Genomic DNA, 23,186 nt, shown 5'->3' on the forward strand with positions numbered 1-23,186 from the left:
ATCGCTGTTTGAAGTGAGGCCTCGTCAAAGACAGTCAAAAGACCTCAAAAGGCATTCGTCCCCTCGTTATTTGAGACCAATCTTATACTTCTGATCCGCACGACGAGCAACTACGACAACATTTTAGAGTCGAGTCTGGCAGTTCCCAACAGCGCCATTCGCAAACGACCACCGGGTCACAAGATGGACGAACTTTTCATCGTTACCGAAGAAGATCGAAAGTGGAACCATTCCTTTCCTGACTTCATTTTTAAAACGAGAGAAAACGCGGTATGAAAACAAGGTCGAGAACTATCTCGGCATGATTCAGCTTGGTGCCATTGCCAAGAGAGGTTTCATGAGTGGGGACCAAGTTTCCTGAATCTTGCTCTAGCGTTTGACGCGGATTCGCGAAATGCCTATTATGAGCGCGAAGGACACAGATACAACGGGAGAGATGACAGTGGACAGACGCGTGGGCCCAGCAAGGAATTTTCGCGGATCTTTGAAATTGCCGGGAGATAAATCGATCTCCCACCGCAGTCTGATTTTTGGTGCGCTTAGCCAGGGGCGAACGGAGGTTCATCATATTTTAGAAAGTGCTGATGTACAATCCACAGCCCGCGTACTGGGACAGCTTGGAGTGCCCATCCGCAAAGAAGGGCATGTGACCATTATCGACGGAAGAGGCCCTGAAAGTTTTATAAGTCCCACGAAAATATTGGATTGTGGGAATTCAGGGACAACCATGCGCTTGATGATGGGTGTCCTGTCCGCTGTCGATGGTTTACGGGTGAAGATGACAGGTGATGAGTCCCTGATAAAACGGCCGATGAGAAGGGTGGCAGATCCATTGAGAGAAATGGGCGCGCAGATCGAATTGACCGGCAAGGATTTCGCTCCTTTGGAAATCCAGGGTCGTCGTCTCCACGGAATCGACTATGAACTAAAGATCGCTAGCGCCCAAATCAAAACGGCGATTATTTTGGCTGGTTTGTTAGCAGACGGTGATACGCGGATTTGGGGCGAGATTCATAGTCGTGATCACACAGAGCGGCTGTTGAAACATTTCGGAGTGCATATTGACTCTAACTCCGAGGAGGTGCGGGTCCGTGGTGGTCAACAATTTTCGGCTAATATTTTACACGTGCCTGGCGATCCGTCCACCGCAGCATTTTGGCTGGCGGCCGCCGTGTTGGTTCCCCAGTCGGATTTGTGTCTGCGGGGCGTTTCACTCAATCCCACACGCACGGGATTCATTGAGGTGTTACGGCGCATGGGTGCGACAATCCGTGTGGCCCTGACAGAGGAAGATCCAGAGCCTATGGGCGACATTCAGGCTTGCCATGGAAAACTGGTAGGTGTTGTGGTGGAGGAACACGAGATCCCATCGTTGATTGATGAGTTGCCCATCCTCGCAGTAATGGCCACACAATCACACGGAACAACGAAGGTCACTGGCGCCGAGGAATTGCGTGTGAAAGAGACCGATCGGATAGAGGCCCTGGCCGCCAATCTTCGGGCGATGGGGGCCGTGATTGAGACAACCAGGGACGGATTTGTGATTGAAGGCCCACAGAAGTTGATTGGCGCAGAAATCAATAGCTTTCACGATCACCGTATCGCGATGGCCTTCAGCGTGGCGGGATTGATCGCCGAAGGGGAGAGTCTGATCCGCGGATCTGATTGTGTCGGAATTTCTTACCCGGAATTTTATTCTACATTGCAAGACCTCACAAAATGAATTTACGTGCGGCTGTTATCGGACATCCCATTTCGCATTCGCTTTCTCCTCAGGTGTTTAGCTTTATTGGCGAAACTTTGGGGGGCAATCATCGATTGCAGTATGAGGCGCTGGATGTGGAATCACAGCAGCTTGAGAAATTCTGTCAGCAATTGCGCGAGCAGTCTGAGGGGGCGCAATGGTTGGGTCTTAATGTCACAATTCCTCATAAAGAATCTATTTTGTGTCATCTCGATGAACTGGCCCCAGAAGTTCAGGCGCTTGGCGCGGCCAATGTTGTTCAGGTCATTGGCGAGCGGCTACATGGTTACAACACTGATGTAGCAGGCATAGAGGTCACTTTGGAAAAAGTTGGATTTGCCTGTTATGGGAAAACTATTTTGGTTATTGGGGCCGGTGGGGCCGCACGTGCGACCGTTTACGCTTGTGCGAAAGCTGGTGCGAAGAAGATTGTTGTGGTCAACCGTGGAGTGCAAAGGGCGCAGAAACTCCTTAATGACCTGTCGGCTGTTTTCAAATCAACAGAATTTTCGTCGGTGGCAGCGGCCGGTTCGATCGATGCCATGGCTGATCTGGTGGTGCAGGCGACTCCCGTGGGAATGGCCCGTTATGACGATCGTATGAACGGGGATCTAGCGAATTCTTTCCCGACCGGTAGTGGCACAGGATCTATCGATTTTCCAGAAATATTTCGTCACTGTTCTCAGCGCGCTTTGGCCTTGGACTTGATTTATCGGCCGCAGCAGACCTTGTTTTTGCAGGAGGCACAGCGTGCAAACTTGCGGGCCATTGGTGGCCTGACCATGTTTGTTGGTCAAGCTTTGGCGACCTGGCAAATTTGGTTTGGTCCATTGTCGGCTAGGACCAGAGAAGTCTTGGGGAACGACTTGACTGCTCATTTGCGGGACATTTTACGATTTGAGAGTATCCAGCCCGTGCCGCGGGCCGATTTCCAGCGGCCGATTTTCTTGTGTGGATTTATGGGTGTCGGAAAGTCGGCGACGGGAAGAATCCTAAGCCAGAAATTGGCTTGCCCTTTTTTTGATTTAGACGCATTGATTGTCGAGTTGGCGGGAAAATCAATCCGACGAATCTTTTCTGAGGATGGTGAGGTCGAATTTCGTCGATGGGAAGGCGAGGCATTGCAGGATCTTTTACGCCGGATTTCGGTTGGCGGTGTTTGTGCGCTGGGAGGTGGTGCCTTGATCAGTCCAGAGAATCGCCGCCTCATAGTCCAAGCGGGTGATTTGTTTTATCTAAAGGCCAGCCCCGAAAGCCTGTTGGGGCGTCTTTCAGGCGAATGGGAGGAACGTCCACTTTTAAAGACGAGCGGTGATCGAATCACCCACTTGCAAAATCTTTTGCGGACTCGTGAGCCCCAGTATGCTGAGGCATCTGCCCATATTCAAACTGACAATAAGTCACCGAGCGAAGTGGCTGACGAAATAATTGATATTTTGAGGGGTAAAGTTTCGTGAAGTTGAAATCCAATGGCAAAAAGGAATTCCGAACCCAAGTTAAACTCGGGGCCCGTTCCTACAGTGTTTTTGTGGGCCCAGGAGTGACGAATCGGCTGGATCAAGTGCTTCGTCAGTTGCGGAGTCCAGCTGGCTGTATCTATTCCCAACGAGGGATATTGCTCGCTGATGAGAGATTAACGCGTCCAGCGCAAAAGGTGCTGGCGGTTTTGCGGAAATCAGGTTGGCAGATGGACGTAATCAAAGTGGCAGCCGGTGAATCCCTAAAGGATTTTCAGAGCATTTTGCCTCTTTATGGTGAACTTTTAAAATTGGGCATTGATCGTTCCTCCACGGTTTTTGTTCTGGGTGGAGGGACTCTTGGTGATGCCGGAGGCTTTCTCGCTTCCACCTACCTCCGCGGTCTGAGATGGGTGGGGATTCCCACGACTCTACTGGCGCAGGTTGACAGTTCAATTGGCGGTAAGACAGCGGTCAATCATTCTCTGGGGAAAAATTTGATAGGAACATTTCATCAGCCCGCGCTGGTCGTTTGTGACACAAATTTTTTGAAAACATTGTCCCTTCGTGAAATTATTTCTGGCCTCGGTGAAGTTATCAAGTACGCGCTCACCTATGACAAAGAGCTTTTTGTGTATCTGAACAAGCAATGGCGAGCGGTTTTGGATTCGGATTCTAAAGTGCTAAGCAAATTGGTGCATGAGTCCCTGTCTTGGAAGGCTAAGGTCGTGGCCGCCGACGAGTGGGATCGCAAGGGTCGGCGCGAGATTTTAAATTTTGGCCACACATTTGGGCACGCGCTCGAGGCCGTGACAAATTACGAAGTGTTTCAACACGGCGAAGCGGTTATCTGGGGTATGCGTTTTGCTACTTGTTTGTCAGAGACAAGGGGTCACTTATCTCTGAAACAGGCAAAAAAAATAAGGGCATTTTTAAATATGATCGAGGTACCGTCATTGCCGAAGCACATTGGATTTGACGAGCTCACACAGGCGATGGCCAAAGACAAGAAAAAGCAAGAGGGCCGCATTCGTTTTGTCTTGCTTAAAAGGTTGGGACGAGCAGTTTTGGACGTGAACGTGACTGGGGATGATCTCAAGGCCGCTTACAAAAGACTGTTAACGGGAGGTCATCATGCGGAAGAAAGTTGAGGGGCAAAAAGTTGAGGAGAATATTGTTGTTATTCATGGCCCGAATCTCAACCTGTTGGGTCAACGTGAGCCGCACGTTTACGGTCAGATGACCCTTGCTGAATTGAACAAAGGATTAAGAGCGGACGCTCGATTGAGTCGGTATAAATTGCGGGTGTTTCAATCTAATCATGAAGGAAAATTAATTGATTTTATCCACGCGCAACGCAAGTGGGCTGACGCAATTGTGATCAATCCAGGAGCTTTCACCCATTATTCCTATGCGATTCGAGACGCCTTGGCAGCTGTGGATTTACCAGCTTATGAGGTTCACTTGACTGACATACACAAAAGAGAAATGTTTCGCAGAAATTCGGTTATTCGTGATGTGTGTGTGAAGCAGATTTCTGGATTTGGCAGCAAGTCTTACGAGAAAGCGATCCACCACTTTCTGGCTCGCTCAAGAACATCTCGATCAAGACTTTCTCGTAGGCTAAGGTGAGAACGGATTAGAATAGCCAGTAGAGAAGAGGAAACGAAAGGTAAACTTTTATGCGCGGTAATACATTTGGCCAAATATTTCGTATCATGACCTTTGGCGAATCCCATGGTCCCATGATTGGTGTGGTGGTTGACGGATGTCCAGCTGGCTTGAAAATCGACCACAACTTTATTCAGGCACAGTTGGATCGTCGCCGACCCGGACAGTCGCATTTGACCACTCAACGCAAAGAGAGTGATCAGGCGAGAATTGTCTCCGGCGTTCTCAATGATGTCAGCCTCGGCACACCCTTGGCGGCTTTGATTCCCAATGAGGACAGTCGCGCGCACGATTATGACCATGTTGCCAATTCATATCGTCCATCGCATGCTGATTATACCTACGATGCCAAATTTGGTTTGCGCGACCATCGGGGCGGTGGGCGTTCCAGCGCTCGGGAGACGGCAGCGCGGGTTTTTGCTGGAGCCTTGGCGCAGCTCCTTTTGCGCCAGCATAACATCGAAGTGGCAGCCTATGTTTCTCAGGTAGGAGAGGTGTGTTTGGACAAAACCTACTTGAATTTGGATCTGTCGCGAAGGGATGAAAATCCTGTACGTTGTCCAGATTCAGCTACAGCCGAGAGAATGATTCGTGCTATAGAGGATGTCCGCAAAGAAGGAGATACCTTGGGAGGAGTCGTGACAGGCCTTGTGCGTGGCTGTCCAGCTGGACTGGGCGAGCCAGTTTTTGATCGCTTAAATGCCGATTTGGCTAAGGCGATGTTAAGTATCAATGCGGCGAAGGGATTTGAAATTGGCTCTGGCTTTGCGGGCGTAATTCGGAAGGGCTCAGAACATAACGATCCGTTTGAGGCCGTCAACGGTCAAGTTCGGACACGCACGAATAACTCTGGAGGAATTCAGGGTGGAATTTCGAACGGTATGGATATTTATTTTCGTGTCGGATTTAAACCCGTGGCGACGATTATGAAAAAGCAAACCAGCATCGATAAGAGTGGTAAAAGCCTGGAGTTGGCTGGGCGCGGTCGCCATGATCCCTGTGTGGTTCCGCGAGCGGTAGTTATTGTTGAAGCCATGGCGGCCTTGACTGTGGCAGATCATTTGTTGCGACAAAGGTCGGCGAGAATATAATGGAGGAGAGTTGGCTGAGGATATGCGATTGAGGCGAGAAAGTGAAAATTGAAAAAAAGCCAAAAATTGGGATCCAGGGCATTCGCGCTGCCTTTCACGATGCAGCGGCCCGTGAGTATTTCTCGCATCTTCCCATCGAATTAGTTGAATGTTCTTCATTTAGGCGTTTGGCCGAGGCTTTGCAGGGGAGTGAAACCGATTTTAACGTGATGGCAATAGAGAATTCCTTGGCCGGAAGCATTTTGCCGAACTATCAGTTACTTGAAAAGTTTCGATCACAAATCGTCGGTGAGGTTTACTTGCGCATTGAACTGAATTTAATGGCATTGCCAGGTCAGACAATCGAAGATGTATTTGTTGTCCAGTCGCATCCCATGGCGCTTTTGCAATGCGAGGATTTTCTTGCTAACTATCCTCACCTGCAGGTCTTGGAAGGTCCTGATACAGCTGAAAGTGCAAGGCGAATTGCCGTTGATCAGATGCCCGGACACGCGGCGATTGCCGGCAAAGGCGCAGCCGAAGTCTACGGTTTAGAGATAATAAAAGCGGGAATTGAAACGAATAAATTGAATTACACTCGCTTTTTAGTCTTAGCCAATAAGAGAGAGGATTTGCGTGACTGGGGTCTGCCAGTTGTTAACTCTGATAAAGCCTCTCTGCGCTTCGAAATCGCACACGAGCCAGGTAGTCTGCTAAAAGTTTTAAAAATCTTTGAAATGCGCAATCTGAATATGACAAAGCTGCAATCGGTGCCCGTATTGGGCCGACCTTATGAATATTCCTTTCATGTGGACCTTGAGTTTCTGGATATAGTTGATTATCAGTTGGCTTTGAATGAGTTAAAAGCCAACACCATTAATTTGATTCAATTTGGCGATTACAAACGAAGTGAGAGACCTTGGCTATGAACCTTACCGTGATTGGTTTAGGATTAATCGGAGGATCGCTGGCTCTTGATCTTAGGGCAAAAGGCTTGGCAGCAAGTGTTGTTGGCGTTGATGTAAATCTTGAGCATTGTCGATTGGCACTGAACCGCGGTATCGTCGACAGAATTGCGCCACTAGAGGAAGCCTTGAGGGGCTCCGATATGGTGGTGTTGGCGATTCCAGTCGATAAGATCATTTCACTTTTACCAGATGTTTTAGACAGGGTAAGTGCTGAGACCACCGTCTCTGACATGGGCTCGACCAAGAAGGCAATTTGCGGACTTGTGGCGGGGCATTCAAAAAGATCTCAATTTGTAGCCGCTCACCCCATGGCCGGCACGGAACATTCTGGGCCTGCGGCTGCGCTGCGTGGCTTGTTTGCGAATCGTTCTGCCGTGATTTGTGAAGCGGAGCAATCCGCGTCATGCCATTTGCGTCGAGTTGACGAGATGTTTGAAGTCTTGCAGATGAAGAGGGTCTACATGTCGGCGGATGAGCATGATTTGCACACGGCATTTATCTCTCACCTATCCCACGCGATTTCATTTGTTTTGGCAAACACGGTGCTCAATAAGGAAAATAGCGTCAGCACTATCTTTGATCTGGCTAGCGGAGGATTTGAATCCACCTCACGCCTGGCAAAAAGCTCGTCGGCCATGTGGCTGCCAATTTTTGAACAGAACCGCGAACACGTGCTTTCGGCGCTGGAGGCTTATATGGAAAATTTGAGAATATTTCAGCAGTCGCTGTTGAATAAGAGCTTTGATGAAACAAAGGCCTTAATGGAAAATGCGAATGGCATACGCCGAGTTTTACAGAATATTCGGCAGGCCAGTCGTGGTGTGGTCCATGAGTAAAGTTCGTAAAAAAAGAAAGGCCCTTAAAGTTTCTAAGTCCTCTAAGTCTCATAAGGCCTCTAAGGCTTCTAAGTCTCATAAGTCCTCTGAGTCTCATAAGGCCTCTAAGACTTCGAAGGATTCGTTCGACCGCCGCTTGCGGCTCTTGCGCCGGGACATCGATAGGGTTGATCGGCAGGTTTTGGCGGCTTTGCAGCGGAGATTTCGGATCGTTGCAAAGGTCGGTCATTTGAAAAGACAGGGTCGTCGCAGCATTGTCCAGAATCAGCGGGAGGTCGAGGTCTTGCGTAACCGCTCTCAGATTGGTGCAAATGTGGGCCTTCGAAAAAGTTTTATTCGTGGAATTTTTGAAATGATATTGGCGGAGGCTGCTTTTCAGCAGAAAAAGGCGCCCTCTTTAAAAAAATCACGTCGCAATGAAGTGAAAGTGAAAGGTCAGTAAAATGAACCAGGCTTTATGGACGCCGCGAAGTTGGCGTGACAAAAAAATATCACAGATGCCTGATTATCCCGATCCTGGAAAGTTGGCGGAAGTGGAAGCAAGGTTGGCCGTTTACCCGCCGCTGGTGTTTGCCGGCGAGGCTCGTTGCCTCAAAGAGCGTTTGGCCGAGGTTGGTCAAGGTGATGCCATTTTACTTCAGGGTGGCGATTGCGCAGAAAGCTTTAATGAGTTTCGTGCGAATACCATTCGTGATACGTTTCGAGTGCTCTTACAGATGGCGGTGATTTTAACCTACGTTAAGAAAAAACCGGTCATCAAAGTGGGACGGCTGGCTGGGCAATTTGCTAAACCTCGCAGCAGTGATGTAGAGATTCGAGATGGAGTGAAGCTCCCGTGTTATCGAGGAGATATTATCAACGGAAGTGATTTTGATCCGATCACACGAACGCCAGATCCGGCACGTATGGAGCGGGCCTATGTGCAGGCTGCCGCCACATTAAATCTTCTCCGCGCATTTTCCCATGGTGGATATGCCGACCTGAAACAAGTCCATGCTTGGAATCTTGATTTTGTGAAAACAAACACGGCCCAGAGCAGCCTTTACGAGGACATTGCCGGTCGTCTGGACGAGGCCCTGGCTTTTATGAAAGCCTGTGGCATTACCAATGAAAACACTCCACAGATTCATCAGGTCGAGTTTTACACTTCCCATGAGGCTTTGTTGCTACCTTATGAACAGGCCCTAACTCGGCGGGATAGCACCACAGCTAGACCTGAGCAGGATTATGAAGGTGACTGGTATGATTGTTCAGCGCATCTCCTTTGGATTGGTGATCGCACCAGAGAGCCCGACGGAGCTCACGTTGAATTTTTGCGTGGAGTGAACAACCCCATTGCGGTAAAGTGCGGGCCCTCATTGACCACCAATGAACTGTCACGCCTGATGGATATTCTCAACCCGCGAAATGAGATGGGACGCTTGACCCTTATTTCGAGGATGGGTTTTGAAAAAATCGATGAGTTTTTGCCGAAACTGATTCAGCATGTTCAGAAGGAGGGTCGCCAGGTTGTTTGGTGTTGTGACCCCATGCACGGCAATACAATTACGGCAAAGAATGGTTACAAAACGCGGGCTTTCGGCGCGATCATTTCTGAAGTCAAAAAATTCTTCAAGATTCATGAATCCTTTGGGACCGTGGCTGGTGGAGTGCACTTTGAGTTGACAGGTAGAGACGTCATTGAGTGCATTGGCGGGGATCAGGCCATTTTGGAAGAGCACCTAGCGGAGGGGCTTTACGAAACGCTTTGCGACCCACGACTCAACGCAAGTCAGGCGTTGGAGCTGGCTTTTCAGATTAGCAAATAAATTACACTTTGTATCGGAGATCGAGGGCCGAATACAAATTTCTAGTGTTTAGGTGAGATTTGTTACATAACTCGGTAAACTCATTGAAGTCGGTCTCTCTTCTCGCGGTGAAATTCCGATATCTCAATCAATGAAATACCAATCGAAATACCAAATTTAAGTTCATATAGATCGTACCTCTCGAAATATTCGCCAATCAAGGATATGCTCAAGGTGCGCAAAAATGAATCCTTCAATTCTCTATTGAATTCCCAAATGGGGATGCCATCGCCTATACGTATGCGATATGATCTACCCTCAGTTTTTGCTACTGGGTGGCCAATCGAGAGATGCAGGAGGCCCATGAGACTGGGGCCAAAATAGATTCGAGACTCAGGAGATGAGGACCCGTGGCCTGCAAAAAGTGACTCGTATCCTATGTGACCAATCACGAAATAACTATTGAAGCCCGCGCCTGTTCTCGACGGCAAAAGATACACGGGAACATAAACATTTGTATCAACTAGGGCCCGAAGCATGCCATCTGCCATCTCGGCTGAACCTGTTTGCACCAAACCGTTCACCAAGCAAAACACTGCCGTGCAGCTGTGTAGAACGAATTTTTTCATCCAATCTTCAATCTTTCAAAGTTTTTCGACTTTTCCATTTTGGCCTCGTGAAATTCTGTCCTGTAACAGATTAACAGAAGGAAGCGTTCACGTCTTAAAATCTCTGATGGTCTTGTTATCGAAGCCAAAGTTCAAAAAGAGAATATCCCCTTATGCTAGCGGTTGACAATCTGGATTAGAATTCATGCCTGTGCGAGAACCATCGTATTTGAGAAATCTGAATTAGAAGGGTTCGGGGCTCCCGAGGCCTTTCAGCAATCTGGGGTCTTCTTCCAGGGATCACGAATTATAAAAATGAGATTGACCTTGAGAAAAAATAGGGTGAGTAGTTGAGACCACTTTGTTTCAAACATCAACTGTCAGCGGGACCTGATCCCAGGGGGCTCTTCTGTGAACTATCTCTATTCCCTTCTTTTCTTGGGGTTTTTTTTGAATTCTGTCGCTTTCTTGCCAAGTGTTCAAAGTCATGCCGAGGAAGCCCCTTTCGTAGAAGGAGCGGCTCAAGATTGCGGTACTTCCTTCATCACCCAAGTGGCAAAGACCGGAGACGGACATTTTGTGGCCTTAACAGAGCGTCTTTGTCGTTTGATTTCACCTGAGAGCTCTCCATCGCCTAAGAACAGAATTGAGAGCGTGCAATTGGTAGTTTTTGATTCTGACGGGAAGCGCGAGAAAAGCTGGGATGTGCCGAGTCTCTTTTCTGGGTCTGGAAGTTCCTCCAAAGATCAACCGAAACCCCTCATTCAGCAGATTAAAATTTTCAGTGGTTCAGTTGCGAATCAGTTTTTTATTACGACTAATGGTGGCACTCGGATCTATTCAGCAAACACGGAAGGAGTTCTAGAGTCATTCTATTTGGATACTCCGCCGAACAATGAATTCTTCACTTTATTCGGTAGTCATATGATGTGTCATTCAACTCATTATCAAATTGAAGAGCTCCACTCATTCCGATCTCCCGATAGCCAAGTTTGGTTGGTTGGCAAAGGATTTGCTGTGGGTAACGACTGTCTGAATACGAAAACAAACAAAAGGGTGAATGAATGGCGTGAGGCCGTTATCTTGAGTAATTCATTCATGTCGTCATCTGAGAATAAGGGCGATGATGTCATCCTCTCGAAGGCCCCATCGTCATTTTCACAGGTTTTTATTCTCTATCCTGATGAGGATAATAAAGAGGGAGCTCGGTTATTTGGCGGTTTGGGCATAGATTGGCCCACGACCATCCCTCCAACAAATCCTAGTCCCCGCTTTCAGACCTTGGTTGACGATGATGGTTACGTAGGAATTTTGGCTGTGCCAGCAGATGGTAGCAGTTATTCGAATAAGCTTGAAAGCAGAGATCGCCAGTGCGGCAAAGACGGATATTTTCGTGACACCCGGTTTCGGTGCAAATCAGAAGAGGAATATCAGGTAGGTCCCAATTCCCTCCGACAGTTTTTCCCCTTAAGTCTAACTGTAGAGAGCGGTGCTAGTTATAAATTAATCAAGAGCAGTGAGGTTATTGAATATCTTTATGCGACTTTCTTTTATTCTCCAAGGTCAGTGCAATTCGTTCATCAGCATGGTCTGACCTCTGAGGGTCAATGGATAACTGCTTTTGTTGAAAAAAAAGAGAAATCCAACATTTCGAAAGGTCTAAATAATAATTACTATCAACTTGGCACCCATATTTTCCTTCCCTATTACCCATCTAGAAAAAATCGTAGGAATTTATCGATATTAAACTATCTCCTAACTGCTTCTTCCCGTTTTAGTGAAGATTTGCATAAAAGTTTGGACATTGATATTTTTGAAGATCCCTCAGCCGTTTTTGTATTGTTGAAAACTTCTGACGGACCGAGTGATGATTATGCTCCTTTTAACTTAGAATTAGATATCAATGTAGCCTCTAAGCCCAAGCATGCGGGAGAAAAATCAGAGAGTGGAAGCGAAGAAAACGATGATGCAGGTCAAGAGACGCCTCAGCCGGTATTCGAGAAAATGACTTCGGATTTTAATTTGATACGCTTCAACAAGACTGAACAGGGTTTGGAAGTTAACAGGGGCTTTTCAACTCAGCTCTCTCAATCCTTGAAAGGAACAATGTCACGGATCACTGCTGCAGCTGTAGGAGACGATGGGGTTCTTTTTCTGGCAGGAATATCTGCGGACGGGAAAAAAAGCGTCCGGTTGGTAAAAACGAAATGATCTCGGCAAACCGGAGGTTTGTGGTGCCCATCGGATTCGAATTTTCACCCAGGTTGAGGATTGATTTTCTCCTTGAGATCATTTAGGTCTCTCATTTTACCGTTGGGGTTAGCTCGGCGAAGAAGCTCGATGCAGATGTCTGGCTACCTCAACCTCAATAGCCGTTTTACCTGGACATCCGTTTAAAAAGGGAAGAAGCCTCACAAGATGTGAAGTGTCGCCACCTGCCAAATGCTTGGCCACAGTTCGGATTACTAATCAGAGTTGAGATCCCGCCACAACACCCCGAAATAACTCAAATTAATGAATTCTAATTCTAGGCGGTTTGCTTGCTCGATCCGGCATGTCTTTTGCGGGATATAGATCGTAATCGAGGGAGGTGCTTTTGCAATCAAATACAGGTCGCCGCCTCTTGATCTTATCAACTAGAGTTACCCTTATTTTAATCGGAGGGTCTGTATTATTTCAGTTTGTTAACTGCGATCATTTTTTTCCTTTGAAGAACGGAGATGAAGATCAATTCAATGAAGAGATAGAGAATAATGCTGATGACGGCATCAGTAACAGCAATGCCAGCGGTGGAAATTCGTCTGGCAGTAAACCCTGGGTTTTTGTATTGGCAGGACAATCAAATATGGTTGGGCAGGGTCAGTTTTATGACTATTTGAAAAATGAGAAGTTGGCCAAGATTCCTCCTAACGTGGAATTTTATGTTGCTAACAGGAGGGTGGCCGACTGGGACCATCAGCAGGACTTGGATCAGGATGGAGTTTCTGAATTCGGTCCCGAGATTTCATTCGTATCTGAAATAGGACGTCTTTTTCCTAGCAAAAAAATTATTGGTATCAAATATGCCGTCAATGGAACAAGTCTGGCACAATGGCTTCCTAAGTACCAAAATAATCAGGGACAGACAATCACCCAGAATGATCCTCTCTATCTAAATTTGCTTGCTTACATTCGTTCCGCCGTAAATAGGAGAGACGTTGAGTACAAAGCAATGCTTTGGATGCAGGGAGAAAGCGATGCTCTGGAATATTCATCAATTGGGAGAAGCTACCAGGCCAACTTAAGCGCCCTCATTGAAAGTATTCGTACCGATTTAGGAGAGAAGGATTTGGCCTTTATTTTTGGGCGAATTTACCGCTATGCGCACTTGCCACTTGAGTCAGTTGTTGGGATTCGATCTGCCCAAGAAAGATTGGCGAAACAAGTAAAAAATATTTTCTTGTTGTCTACGGATAACTTTGTCTTGAGCGATACTTGGCATTTCAACGGAACGGGTCAATTTTCTCTGGGAAAATGCTTTGCAACGATTTTCAATCAAGCTGTGATTCTAAAGCAGTCTGTCGATTTGTATAATTGCCCCTTGGCGAGTGGTCTGGATTTGGCTCCGGTTTTGACTTTTTCTGATTCCTACAATGGACCTGCTCAATATTATTTCCCCCTTTCGAGGGGTGGATTTCTATATTCAAAGGCTGAAAATGCGGGGTCGGATCCAAGCAATATCGAAGCTTGTCTTGAGGTGTTGGGCTCCAGATCCTGTGAGCTGGATCAAGCAAAATGGACTCAATCTGCACCCTGGACTTACGACGCTTCTTCATCGGTATGGAGGAGTCAATTACCTATTTCTACATTTCCAGCCAATACATATCGGGGTTGGTGGCGATTTAAGGATTCAAAGAATATTTCATTCACCTCTACTTTCAATACCTTATAGGCTAAAGAAAAAGAGAAAGGGAAATGAAAGCTCTCCGGAATTCGCGAGCGCACCATGAATTGGCACGAGACCGGCCTGTTGTGTCTTGAAGCTCATAGAATTCCTTGGATTAATTAAAAGGTTCCTTGTTGCAAGTGAACTTCTTCAGTATGTAGTCAAGGTACCTAGATATTTCTATGCTTTAATTTTATTTTGAATCACTTTTAAAACAGTCTCTACATCTGCCTCACAAGTGAGAAGACTGGGAAATAAACGAGCCGTTGTTTTCAGTCGAGAATTTACGCTGGAGACTATGTTCTCCTTTGCAAGGGCCTGCACAACATTCTCGGGAGTCATGCCAGCAACCTCAAAGCCAATAAGACCAGCAGAAAGACGTTCATCTAATGGAGTAATAAGGTTAACATGCGGAATTTTAAGGAGACCCTGCTTCATCTGGGTGGCTAGAGAGTGGATTCTTTTTCGATTCTATTTTTGCCAATTTTAAATGTAGATCAAAAGCTTCGTAAACGACCCAACGATAATCAAAAGTGTGCATTCCGCCAGGGGACATAGCTTGGCCAAAATAGTTTGTGCCAAAAAAAGAAGGGATCGTTGCCTCAATGTCTGCGCTCGGCCATTTGGAATCTTTAGCCCATAATATACCGGTACCACGGGGGCCGAATATTGCCTTATGAGTTCCAGCCGCAAAAAAATCACAACCTATCTCGGCGGGAGTCATTTCCTCCACTCCAAGTCCGTGAACTCCGTCAATACAATAGAGCAGACGATCTTTAGAGTCACGATTCCGATTCACATCGGCAACAATTTCACCAATACCTTTTACAGGAATCTTTAGCCCAGTATCTGACTGAACCCAAGTGGCCGCCAAAACTCGAGTTTGTGGCTTTATGTTTTTACGAATATTAGTAAGTATTTCGTCTTCTGAAACGTGCTTTATCGATTTGTAGAGCTCGTATTTACGGACCAATGCGCCAGTGTTATTGGCTCTCAATCTTAGACTTTCTATGGTCGAATAGAAGTCATGGTCAGACACCAAGATCTCTTTGCCTGGATAGAGTTTAATTCCATTGTATAATAAGCCTAAGCCCATTGTGGTGCTGTCTGTAAAGGCGATATTTTTGAAATCGGTCTTTAGATAGGTTGCAGTCGAATTGTGCATTTTTTCAATGAAAACACTAAAATGCTCCTTGCTGGCCATGGGGTCCGAATCGAATTGCTTCTGTAGACGCTCGATTTCCCTTCTGACGGGTGCAGGGTGGGAGGGCAGTACGAAGCTTGCAAAGTGCAGCTTTTGTCTATCAAGGTTAAAGAGATCTCTGACAGCATTCCAGTCATTCTGAATGTCTGGTTCTGAGATTGAATTTGAAGGTGGCAAGTTACCATGCGTGCAGGCAGAGAGAGTGAAAGACCCTGCCGCCAATGCCAAAGCCTTTAAAGATTCTCTTCGATTATATTTATATGAGCTCATTGCCCAATCCTCCTACTCACCAGTATTGGGTTCTAATTTTAAAGATAATCGAGAGATCTCGGTCTTTTCAGGGCCGTTTTCTAGAAAACCCTCCAGTGCGGATTTCTTGTGATTTCCATTTCGGACCATTTTGATCAGGAGTGCGTCGATGTAGTAGTGGGTAAAGGAGAAGCTCACTGAAACTCCTATCAATACGGAGGAGCTAAAAGAACTCAAATCGGGAAAAAGCCAGTTCAAGACCGGCATTTTGCTATAGGGGGTCAGCAGTAGACCAACGGCGAGGAGAAACAACAGCCATGTTCCGATGCTCATCCATTGAACCCCATTTGCTGATTTCTTCTTGGTAGTGCTATAGATACACCAGTATTCCATTCCATGGCAGGAACTCATTACCAGGGTCGTGATCGGGGTAATATAAAAGAGCGGGAACGCAATTAGCCTCAGCAAATAAATAAGCTTGTTGATATTCCATGGTCTCGGATATCGGAAAAAGTTAACAAGTATGCCAAGGCAGGGGATGAAAAGAATCAAGGAGAGAATTCTAGCTATTTCGGAATATTCAAAAGGAAGTCTTTCCCCCACGATAGCGTACCAAACAGAACCGATGAAAAAGAAAGACGCTATAAGAAGAATAAATAGCCTTTGTTCGATTCTCTGCGCATTATTCATTATTTCCGTTGAATCTCGAACTCCACTCATTTTTGGCGTATATTTCGCGTCGTACAATCTGGCGAGATATCTGACTTGCGAGAGACTGTGATGCACCTTGAGTCCAAAAATAACAAATGAAACAAGTATGCCCGCATACAGACTGTAGTCCACGATTCTGCCAATTGGAAAACTTGTCTTTTGGATAACAAAAAACGCCACAAAAAACATCTGAACAAAAACTATGCTTCTCAAAAGCCCTAAGTTTTTGAAAATCCTATTTTCTTTGAGCCAGGTTCTGATCTCAGAACTTCGAAAAATCATAATGTAGGTCAATAGAACATGAATAGTATTGAGAAAAAGAATATTTCGGACGAAGTTCCAAAACATGTCGGAACCAAGGTTGTAAAGACTGGGTTGGAAGAAGAGCTCAATTATAAAGAGAGGGATCCAAACAAAGGGGATAGCCAAGTTCAATTTCTCAAGTTGATTCTCAAATAGGGAATTGCTTATAAAAAATTTTTTTCCGACGTTTTCTGTTCGAAAAAAATGCAAGAAAACATTTTTCAAAGAATAGTGACCCTTTAAATAGCGCAAAGAATTGTCTTGATCGAGAGACACAACTTTTACCTACATTCTTTCTATGCTGATTGCACTTGACCAGCTTATTATAGTAATTTTAGTGTAAGTAGGAAAAAGTGAAAGAGGTCTTGGGGGCGGTGCATGTCGCGAATTCTGGGTTCGACATTTGGTCTGACTGAGGAGTCTGTCAATTTGCTGCTTCCCTTTGGTTTTCTTGCACTCTCTGTCGCTGAGCTTACGCTGTTAAGGCCTTTGTCCTTGGTTGGATTCGTACTAGCGCTCTCAACTTTGGCAGCCGCGCATCATATGTTTTCGCTCTCTCTTCTTTTAACAGTGCCTGAAATGAAAGGGTGGATTAATACAAAGACAAAGGGTAAGCCATTTCTTTTTTGGATACCACTTGGGTTAATTTTTGCCTTACTTCTCGTGGTTTTTGGTGTGTCGTTTAAAAAGTTTAAAATTGACAACTATTTGTTGGCTCTATTGGTGGCGTCTTTCTATTTTTTGGATTCGGTGTTATTTTCTTCTTTCCATATGATCTATCAGAGTATGGGAGTATCCTTTCTTCACTCAAACAAGGTTATTCAGGGATCCTCTCAGCCAGAAGAAACTCGGAGTCATTTGAGGTCGTATCTGGAAATTGAGAGAAATCTTGTTAGATTGTTATTGTTTAGTGTCGTTCTGAGCACGATCGTTTTTAGGGGATATTTGGACGGTTTCGAACATTTTTTGGCCTACATGATGTATTACAAGATTATTGCTGTTGTTTTTTCTTTGTGTGTATCAACTGGACTTATTTTCGTGGGATACAGGTGCTTCAGACTGGGTCTGCCCATTAAATTGATTTTTTCAATCAGATATCTTGTGTGGCCATTTTACGCCTTTTCAATGGCTGCTGTTTCGGGTGTGCGAATCATTCATGGCTATGAATATTTTCTTGTATGGAAAAAAATCAAGAGATCTAAGAAAGAGCGTGTTCTGATGTATTCTTCATTTTTTGTGATCGGTATAACTACTATTTATTTTTTTCTTCTTCTTTTCAGAAAAAATGGAATGGCCGATTATTTTCTTTCGACGGGACCTGGTCCGAAGAGTGATTTCATTATCTGGAGCTGGTCCATTTATGCAGCGACAAACATTTTGCATATTATCATCGATTCGATGATATTTAAAATGCGGGATAAATCTGTACGCAAAGCATCGATGAAACTTTTGTTGAATTCGAACTAAATAGCCTATGAGTGTCATAATTGACATTCTTGCGCAGTCTATAGAAGTACTAATTGTTCAAAAGGTCTGGCCTGATTGTTCTTGATAGACCTTCGTCTTGGCATGAGATAAGAGATTAGCCTCAACTACAAGGGATTGGTCCAAACCGAAATGACATTCCCTTGTTTGTGCCGATAAACTGTAGTCAACAACAATGTGATAGTTCTGTTTAGCTATATTAAAAGTAGCAGCCTCATTGTAGGAGGAAAGATTTGTGACTTCCTGGTTTGAGCATTTAAGTGAAATTTTATCGGTGAGGGGTGAAATTAAATGGCTCTTCGCGATAAGCGTGGCAATCGGTTTGACGGCCCTTATAAAAATTGTGCTCAACCTTGTGTCTGATCGTTGGCGGCATTTTACAAAAGACAAGGACGGGGTCTTTCATGCGTTGATGGGAGACTGTTTTGATGGATTTAGGAAACTCGTTATATTTACGTGGATGTTCAGTTTTTTGGCTCAAACTCTCAATGTCACTGAGACCATAGACCGAATTCTACATGTTTCGGTCGTTTTACTCACTGCCTATCAATTTTGCATTTGGGGATTGAACTTGCTCAGCAGGTGGAGAGAACACCTTCTCACGAAGAAAATATCTGGCAATGGGTCTTCGAAGTCGGCAATAGGATTGATCTATGTGGGTGCTCAGACACTTCTGATTTGTGTCGCGAGTTTATTGGCTTTAAGTAACATCGGGGTGGATGTTGGAGCTTTGGTAGCTGGGCTCGGGGTGGGAGGAATCGCTGTAGCTCTCGCTGCTCAAAATGTGTTGGGAGATTTGTTGGCTTCTTTGTCAATCGTATTTGATAAGCCTTTTGTGATAGGAGATCTCATATATGTTGGTAATGAGAAAGGTACAGTGGAGCACATTGGAATCAAGACGACCCGACTTCGTAGTCTTTCGGGAGAGGAGCTAATTTTTTCAAATAAGGACCTGCTGGAAAGCCGGATTCAAAATTTCAAGCGAATGTCTGAACGTCGTGGTGTATTGAATATTGGAGTAACCTATTCGACTCCGGCTGATAAGTTGGAGTTGATACCAATTTGGATCAGAGCCATTGTGGAGAATATCAGTAATCTTAGATTTGAACGCTGTCATTTTTCAAATTATGGAAATTCGTCGCTTGATTTTGAGATTGTATTCTGGGTCCTGGACCCAGAATTTCAGATCTATATGGATCTGAAACAGACGCTTCTCATTGGTATATTCAAGAAATTTCAGTCAGAGAAAATTGAATTTGCGTATCCGACCCAAACTCTCATCGTCGAAAAATTTCCGCAGCCTCCGGCAGGGGGCAGCTAAGCTTTTGAGATTTGTTTGGGAAGGTGAGATAGTCCCATCTCTTGTATTTCCTGTAAAAAGGAATTGAGTTCTTCCTCTCCAAGGCTTTCTTGATGAAGCAGTCCGCGGAGTGCTCTGAGAATGGTATCCGAATTTATTGGTCGTGAAACAGAAATTGTGGCAAAAAATTCTCCATCCGGAGTTTTGATTGCAGATGATGCTATATCCACCCTGAATGGTTTCCCGTCTTTCGTCAGCATTGTTGTGTAAGTACTGTTGTGAAAACCATTGTTAGCAATATTTTTTAGTCCTTTGTGGGCATCAGCAACATGATCTTTGGTGTAGAGCTCATCAATATGTTTACCAATTAGCTCACCGGGGTTGTATCCGAGTGCTTGATGGATACACTGGTTTGCCATGACGATGTTGCCTTCCGCATCCACCGAGTGCATTAGGACTGGAGTTTTTTCGTAGAAATTTTGGTACCTAATTAGGACTTCTTTTGTGTCCTTGAGCTGGGACATGACTTCCCTTAGCTTTTCATTTGCCTTCTCTAATTGAGTGTTCAAATTTTTGGATTCGTCATATTCTCCTAAAAGAAATCTGAGTACATCCTTTGGGCTAATAACCCCCACCATTTGTTTGCCCAGATTCTGAACGACTACGCGGTGTGTAGGGGAGTTAACCAAAGCTTTCAAGACTCCAGCAATGGGCGTGTCTATGCTAACAAAAAATGGTTCTTCCAGAACATCAGAAAAATGTCCAATTCGAACAACCTTCGACTCCTTTAGGCTTTGGCGAACAAAAGTTTTTACGAGTGAGAGCTCAGACAGAATGCCTAAAACGTCACCCATGTGGTCGAGAACGGGCGCCGTGGTCACTCCGTATTGAAGAAAATCTCTGATGACTGTAGCCAACTCATCTGAGGAATTGATGGAATAGACTTGCGAAGTCATAAGGTCTTGAGCCGTTTTCATGGCTTCATTTTGACCCAATGTCGATGCATAAATCCAGGTCATTTTGGAATAAGTAGATTATTGTGGTAGCTGACGCTATAAACTGGACTTGTTCGGCCTTTTGTCTTCCTATTTTGGTGGGTGTTTTCTCAGTAGGAGGGAGTAAGCCCTCTCTTGCGTGTATCCACCTTGCGTGATAAGGGTCTTGTCGTAGCTTGGGATCGGGTATTATTGATATCGATCAGAGGGGACACTGTTAAAGAGTGGAGAGTGTCAATTTGAACTTTGTTAGTTTCGCCAGGAATCGAGTTGATCGAGAAGGCTTGTTGCCATGAAGAAACTTGTGGACGGAATTATTGAATTTCGGCGGAATTTACAACCGGAGTATAGAGAGAAATTCTCTCGGCTAGCCTTGGGACAATCTCCAGATACCTTGTTCATTGCCTGTTCTGATAGCCGGGTTGTTCCGAATTTATTTGCATCCACTGATCCTGGCGATCTTTTTGTCATTAGGAATGTGGGAAACTTAATTCCTATGTGCAAGAAGGACGGTCACTCTTCGGGAGATGTATCGGAAGGGGCGGCAATCGAATTTGCGTTGATGAATTTGAATGTGTCGGATGTCATTGTTTGCGGCCATTCCGAATGTGGGGCCATGCATGCTATATTGGAAGGACGAAGTGGGGTTGCAGCACCAAACTTGCGATCCTGGTTGCGTCATGGCGAGCCATCATTGGAAAAGCTTTCTATAGTGAATTCAAAACTGAGTCCAATCAATCGACTCTCGCAGTTAAATGTGCTGCAGCAAATAGAACATCTGAAGACCTACCCGATTGTACGAGAGAGATTGGATCAAGGGAAGATCAAGTTGCATGGATGGTGGTTCGAACTGAGCACTGCAAATGTCTATGCCCATGAAGGGGAATCCAATGAGTTTGTTCTCATTGGTGAAGAGCCGCCCCGGTCCAGGCCTAGAGTAGCCAGTGAATGCATCCATGCGGATTTTGCATCAGTCTAAGTTTGGGTTGCGATCTTATTCGTTTTGGCTAAAGCGGCCAAATAGGAATGGATTTTTATAATTTTCCATAATTATAATGTCATGGCGTGGTTAGAGGGGTTGTAGAGGGGAGTGACATGAGGTTGTTGGCTGTCCTTTTAGCGGTTGTCTTTGTGTTTAATGTACGGGCGTCGGAGGAGCTTCGGTCTTTAAAAGACAGTTCTTCTTTGGATATTAAGTTCATGTACATTGACATTGTTAAGAAAAAGATTGAAGGAGAAGGAAGGACGGAAACTCTTCGCAAGAGGATTTCCTACCTCAGATCCTCTTTGGAGCGCTATCGTCGACTCTCTCAATCCGATGATTCTTCTCAGATCGAATTATTAATGGCGCAAGTTAAACTGGAAACTGAGGTGTTCGAGGAGGAAATCAATGGACTCGAGCTCCTCAGGTACGACGTCATCATTGATCTCCTGCAGATTATCTCTAAAGGTAATGGCAGCGACTCTGAGGATAAGGAAAGAATTAAGGAGCTCTTTAAGAAATCGCAAGGTCTGGCCTTGGAAGCGGAGATTGTTAATTTGAAAAAAATGGAGAACCAGTTGCTTCATGCTTTAACTTTGTAAGAAAGGTATCGTCTGCTCATCGAAAAGAGGGCGATTTCCAAGGCTGAGTATTTGCAAAAAAAGACAAACCTAGAGCTCCTTGAAATTGAGGCAAGAACTCAGAGAAGAAAAATCGATTTTTTGAAAGCCCAAATTTGAATTCTAACCTACTCTATTAGTTTTGAATTTTTCGAATCTATCGCTGTCGCTCGACATCGGTCCTGCAGAAAAAATTAGTTTACACTAAAAATAGGTAGATCTGCCGCCACCATATGTTATCGTAAGGTATTGATATTACACAATTATATATTAATTGTCATCCCATATGCTAATTTATGAGTAAATACTCAAAAATATTATTTGTGGTTGGAGTGACCTTGATGTAGTGTCCGCCAAAATTCTTAATGGATGAACGGGAGGAAATATGAGAGTCGGCTTATTAAGTCTTCTTATTGGGCTTGTGGTTATGGGACACGTAAATATTTTTGCTCAGGATCAGTCTGGCGCGGGAGCGATTCTTTGTATTGGGGCGGGAGCTTCTACACCTTGGCAAGGAGTCGATGAAGTTAATATTCAGCTAATTGGAACTGGTCCAGAGCGATTTATGTCCGTCCAAATCCTACCGGGAGGGAGTGCTCAGGAATACTCGGCCAAGCTTATTTCTGAACCGTCACGAACTGGTGGTCAAACTTTTCTTGGGACATTTGGTTCGGGCCTAACTGGCATGCAGCTTGAGCAACAATCAGGTGGGTGAGGCCTATCCCTATGAAATCCCGAAAGTTTTGCATCGGGACAAGGCGCAAAGCAGCGGATCGATTCTTCAGTTACCTGGGCCCGGGAAGGGGCGCCGGCCTTTTTTTTAAACCCAGTGCCACCCAACATGGATAGAACCCTCCCTACCAGTCCAGTGACTCTGCTTCGTTTGGCAATATTTTCAGGTTGCGTGCACCACGGAAACCCAGCCAGATCAAATCTTCAGTGCCAGCTGTCGCTTCAGCGCATGAGGGAGAGGAGTCTAGAGCTGGCACGCGTCCAATCGGCGAGCAGCCAGCGCAACCTGTTCAACAGGAATCGGACCCCCAGAAACTGCTGCGGTCTCGCCTTCCCGACTGGACGAGCGTCTGAAATGTTTGAGTGGTACCAAAGGGGCAATGATCTTAAAGCTCAAGTGGGGCTTAGTTGTTGGTACCCTTGGATGGTATTGAGAAGGATACCACAAGGATTGGCGGCATCGCTTGCGATGCCGTCTTTGCCAGGAGATGAGAGCGTTCAATCGCGGATCGAATCTTTTAGTGAAGGCTTTTCTAATA

Annotated in this window: 22 protein-coding genes; 17 read left to right on the top strand and 5 right to left on the bottom strand. The window is 45.4% G+C overall.

The genetic code is table 11. The features are described from left to right. The first annotated feature begins 403 nt into the window (after nucleotides 1-403). Genes aroA through IPJ71_18225 form a run of 9 tightly spaced genes read left to right on the top strand, consistent with a single transcriptional unit; the run spans nucleotide 404 to nucleotide 9,554 of the window. Nucleotides 404-1,723 (top strand): 3-phosphoshikimate 1-carboxyvinyltransferase, encoded by a 1,320-nt coding sequence (gene aroA, locus IPJ71_18185; protein MBK7845577.1) that lies wholly within the window; start codon nucleotides 404-406, stop codon nucleotides 1,721-1,723. Further along, nucleotides 1,720-3,201 carry a hypothetical protein gene (locus tag IPJ71_18190; protein ID MBK7845578.1) on the top strand — a complete coding sequence of 494 codons (1,482 nt, stop codon included), beginning with the start codon at nucleotides 1,720-1,722 and terminating at the stop codon, nucleotides 3,199-3,201. The genes aroA and IPJ71_18190 overlap by 4 nt, the downstream gene beginning before the upstream one ends. Next, a complete protein-coding gene (gene aroB / locus IPJ71_18195; protein ID MBK7845579.1) occupies nucleotides 3,198-4,352 on the top strand; it encodes a 3-dehydroquinate synthase in 1,155 nt (384 codons plus the stop codon). The genes IPJ71_18190 and aroB overlap by 4 nt, the downstream gene beginning before the upstream one ends. Further along, nucleotides 4,336-4,833, top strand: coding sequence for a type II 3-dehydroquinate dehydratase (aroQ, locus tag IPJ71_18200; protein MBK7845580.1), 498 nt, complete (start codon nucleotides 4,336-4,338; stop codon nucleotides 4,831-4,833). The genes aroB and aroQ overlap by 17 nt, the downstream gene beginning before the upstream one ends. A gap of 50 nt (nucleotides 4,834-4,883) precedes the next feature. Beyond that, nucleotides 4,884-5,963, top strand: a complete 1,080-nt coding sequence (aroC, locus tag IPJ71_18205) for a chorismate synthase (protein ID MBK7845581.1) — start codon at nucleotides 4,884-4,886, stop codon at nucleotides 5,961-5,963. A gap of 41 nt (nucleotides 5,964-6,004) precedes the next feature. After that, the gene (locus IPJ71_18210) at nucleotides 6,005-6,871 is read left to right on the top strand and encodes a prephenate dehydratase (GenBank protein ID MBK7845582.1); all 867 of its coding nucleotides are present in this window, start codon (nucleotides 6,005-6,007) and stop codon (nucleotides 6,869-6,871) included. Next, nucleotides 6,868-7,746 carry a prephenate dehydrogenase gene (locus IPJ71_18215; GenBank protein ID MBK7845583.1) on the top strand — a complete coding sequence of 293 codons (879 nt, stop codon included), beginning with the start codon at nucleotides 6,868-6,870 and terminating at the stop codon, nucleotides 7,744-7,746. Before IPJ71_18210 ends, IPJ71_18215 begins: the two co-directional genes overlap by 4 nt. Then, a complete protein-coding gene (locus IPJ71_18220; protein MBK7845584.1) occupies nucleotides 7,739-8,188 on the top strand; it encodes a chorismate mutase in 450 nt (149 codons plus the stop codon). Before IPJ71_18215 ends, IPJ71_18220 begins: the two co-directional genes overlap by 8 nt. Nucleotide 8,189: 1 nt before the next feature. Then, entirely contained in the window at nucleotides 8,190-9,554 is a 1,365-nt protein-coding gene (locus IPJ71_18225) for a 3-deoxy-7-phosphoheptulonate synthase class II (GenBank protein MBK7845585.1), read from the top strand. 80 nt (nucleotides 9,555-9,634) lie between these two features. Here the strand turns inward: IPJ71_18225 and IPJ71_18230 are convergent, their stop codons facing one another. Continuing rightward, nucleotides 9,635-10,162 carry a hypothetical protein gene (locus IPJ71_18230; protein ID MBK7845586.1) on the bottom strand — a complete coding sequence of 176 codons (528 nt, stop codon included), beginning with the start codon at nucleotides 10,160-10,162 and terminating at the stop codon, nucleotides 9,635-9,637. Nucleotides 10,163-10,552: 390 nt separating this feature from the next. Between IPJ71_18230 and IPJ71_18235 the strand changes: the two genes are divergently transcribed. Next, nucleotides 10,553-12,352, top strand: coding sequence for a hypothetical protein (locus tag IPJ71_18235; GenBank protein MBK7845587.1), 1,800 nt, complete (start codon nucleotides 10,553-10,555; stop codon nucleotides 12,350-12,352). A gap of 385 nt (nucleotides 12,353-12,737) precedes the next feature. After that, the gene (locus IPJ71_18240) at nucleotides 12,738-14,072 is read left to right on the top strand and encodes a hypothetical protein (protein ID MBK7845588.1); all 1,335 of its coding nucleotides are present in this window, start codon (nucleotides 12,738-12,740) and stop codon (nucleotides 14,070-14,072) included. A 174-nt stretch (nucleotides 14,073-14,246) separates the two neighbouring features. On the opposite strand, the gene IPJ71_18245 is transcribed toward IPJ71_18240, so the two are convergent. Genes IPJ71_18245 through IPJ71_18255 form a run of 3 tightly spaced genes read right to left on the bottom strand, consistent with a single transcriptional unit; the run spans nucleotide 14,247 to nucleotide 16,512 of the window. Beyond that, entirely contained in the window at nucleotides 14,247-14,504 is a 258-nt protein-coding gene (locus IPJ71_18245) for a hypothetical protein (GenBank protein MBK7845589.1), read from the bottom strand. Continuing rightward, a complete protein-coding gene (locus IPJ71_18250) occupies nucleotides 14,485-15,540 on the bottom strand; it encodes an aminotransferase class V-fold PLP-dependent enzyme (protein MBK7845590.1) in 1,056 nt (351 codons plus the stop codon). The genes IPJ71_18245 and IPJ71_18250 overlap by 20 nt, the downstream gene beginning before the upstream one ends. 12 nt (nucleotides 15,541-15,552) lie before the next feature. Further along, complete coding sequence (locus IPJ71_18255; protein ID MBK7845591.1) at nucleotides 15,553-16,512, bottom strand: hypothetical protein; 960 nt, start codon at nucleotides 16,510-16,512, stop codon at nucleotides 15,553-15,555. An 18-nt stretch (nucleotides 16,513-16,530) separates the two neighbouring features. Between IPJ71_18255 and IPJ71_18260 the strand changes: the two genes are divergently transcribed. The 3 genes from IPJ71_18260 (at nucleotide 16,531) to IPJ71_18270 (ending at nucleotide 19,339) form a co-directional block, all read left to right on the top strand. Beyond that, nucleotides 16,531-16,689, top strand: coding sequence for a hypothetical protein (locus IPJ71_18260; GenBank protein ID MBK7845592.1), 159 nt, complete (start codon nucleotides 16,531-16,533; stop codon nucleotides 16,687-16,689). A gap of 222 nt (nucleotides 16,690-16,911) precedes the next feature. Next, nucleotides 16,912-18,000 (top strand): hypothetical protein, encoded by a 1,089-nt coding sequence (locus tag IPJ71_18265; GenBank protein ID MBK7845593.1) that lies wholly within the window; start codon nucleotides 16,912-16,914, stop codon nucleotides 17,998-18,000. A gap of 430 nt (nucleotides 18,001-18,430) precedes the next feature. Beyond that, nucleotides 18,431-19,339, top strand: a complete 909-nt coding sequence (locus IPJ71_18270; protein ID MBK7845594.1) for a mechanosensitive ion channel family protein — start codon at nucleotides 18,431-18,433, stop codon at nucleotides 19,337-19,339. Here IPJ71_18270 and IPJ71_18275 read toward each other — a convergent pair. Then, nucleotides 19,336-20,337 carry a PAS domain S-box protein gene (locus IPJ71_18275; protein ID MBK7845595.1) on the bottom strand — a complete coding sequence of 334 codons (1,002 nt, stop codon included), beginning with the start codon at nucleotides 20,335-20,337 and terminating at the stop codon, nucleotides 19,336-19,338. The two genes, IPJ71_18270 and IPJ71_18275, sit on opposite strands and share 4 nt — an antisense overlap. A gap of 268 nt (nucleotides 20,338-20,605) precedes the next feature. On the opposite strand from IPJ71_18275, the gene IPJ71_18280 reads away from it, so the two are divergent. The 3 genes from IPJ71_18280 (at nucleotide 20,606) to IPJ71_18290 (ending at nucleotide 22,630) form a co-directional block, all read left to right on the top strand. Beyond that, nucleotides 20,606-21,292, top strand: coding sequence for a carbonic anhydrase (locus IPJ71_18280; protein MBK7845596.1), 687 nt, complete (start codon nucleotides 20,606-20,608; stop codon nucleotides 21,290-21,292). A 116-nt stretch (nucleotides 21,293-21,408) separates the two neighbouring features. Continuing rightward, complete coding sequence (locus tag IPJ71_18285) at nucleotides 21,409-21,897, top strand: hypothetical protein (GenBank protein MBK7845597.1); 489 nt, start codon at nucleotides 21,409-21,411, stop codon at nucleotides 21,895-21,897. 403 nt (nucleotides 21,898-22,300) lie between these two features. Further along, nucleotides 22,301-22,630, top strand: coding sequence for a hypothetical protein (locus IPJ71_18290; GenBank protein MBK7845598.1), 330 nt, complete (start codon nucleotides 22,301-22,303; stop codon nucleotides 22,628-22,630). Nucleotides 22,631-23,186 lie beyond the last annotated feature (556 nt).

Source organism: Bdellovibrionales bacterium, assembly GCA_016714165.1.
In the GTDB taxonomy this organism is placed as follows: Bacteria; Bdellovibrionota; Bdellovibrionia; order Bdellovibrionales; family UBA1609; genus JADJVA01.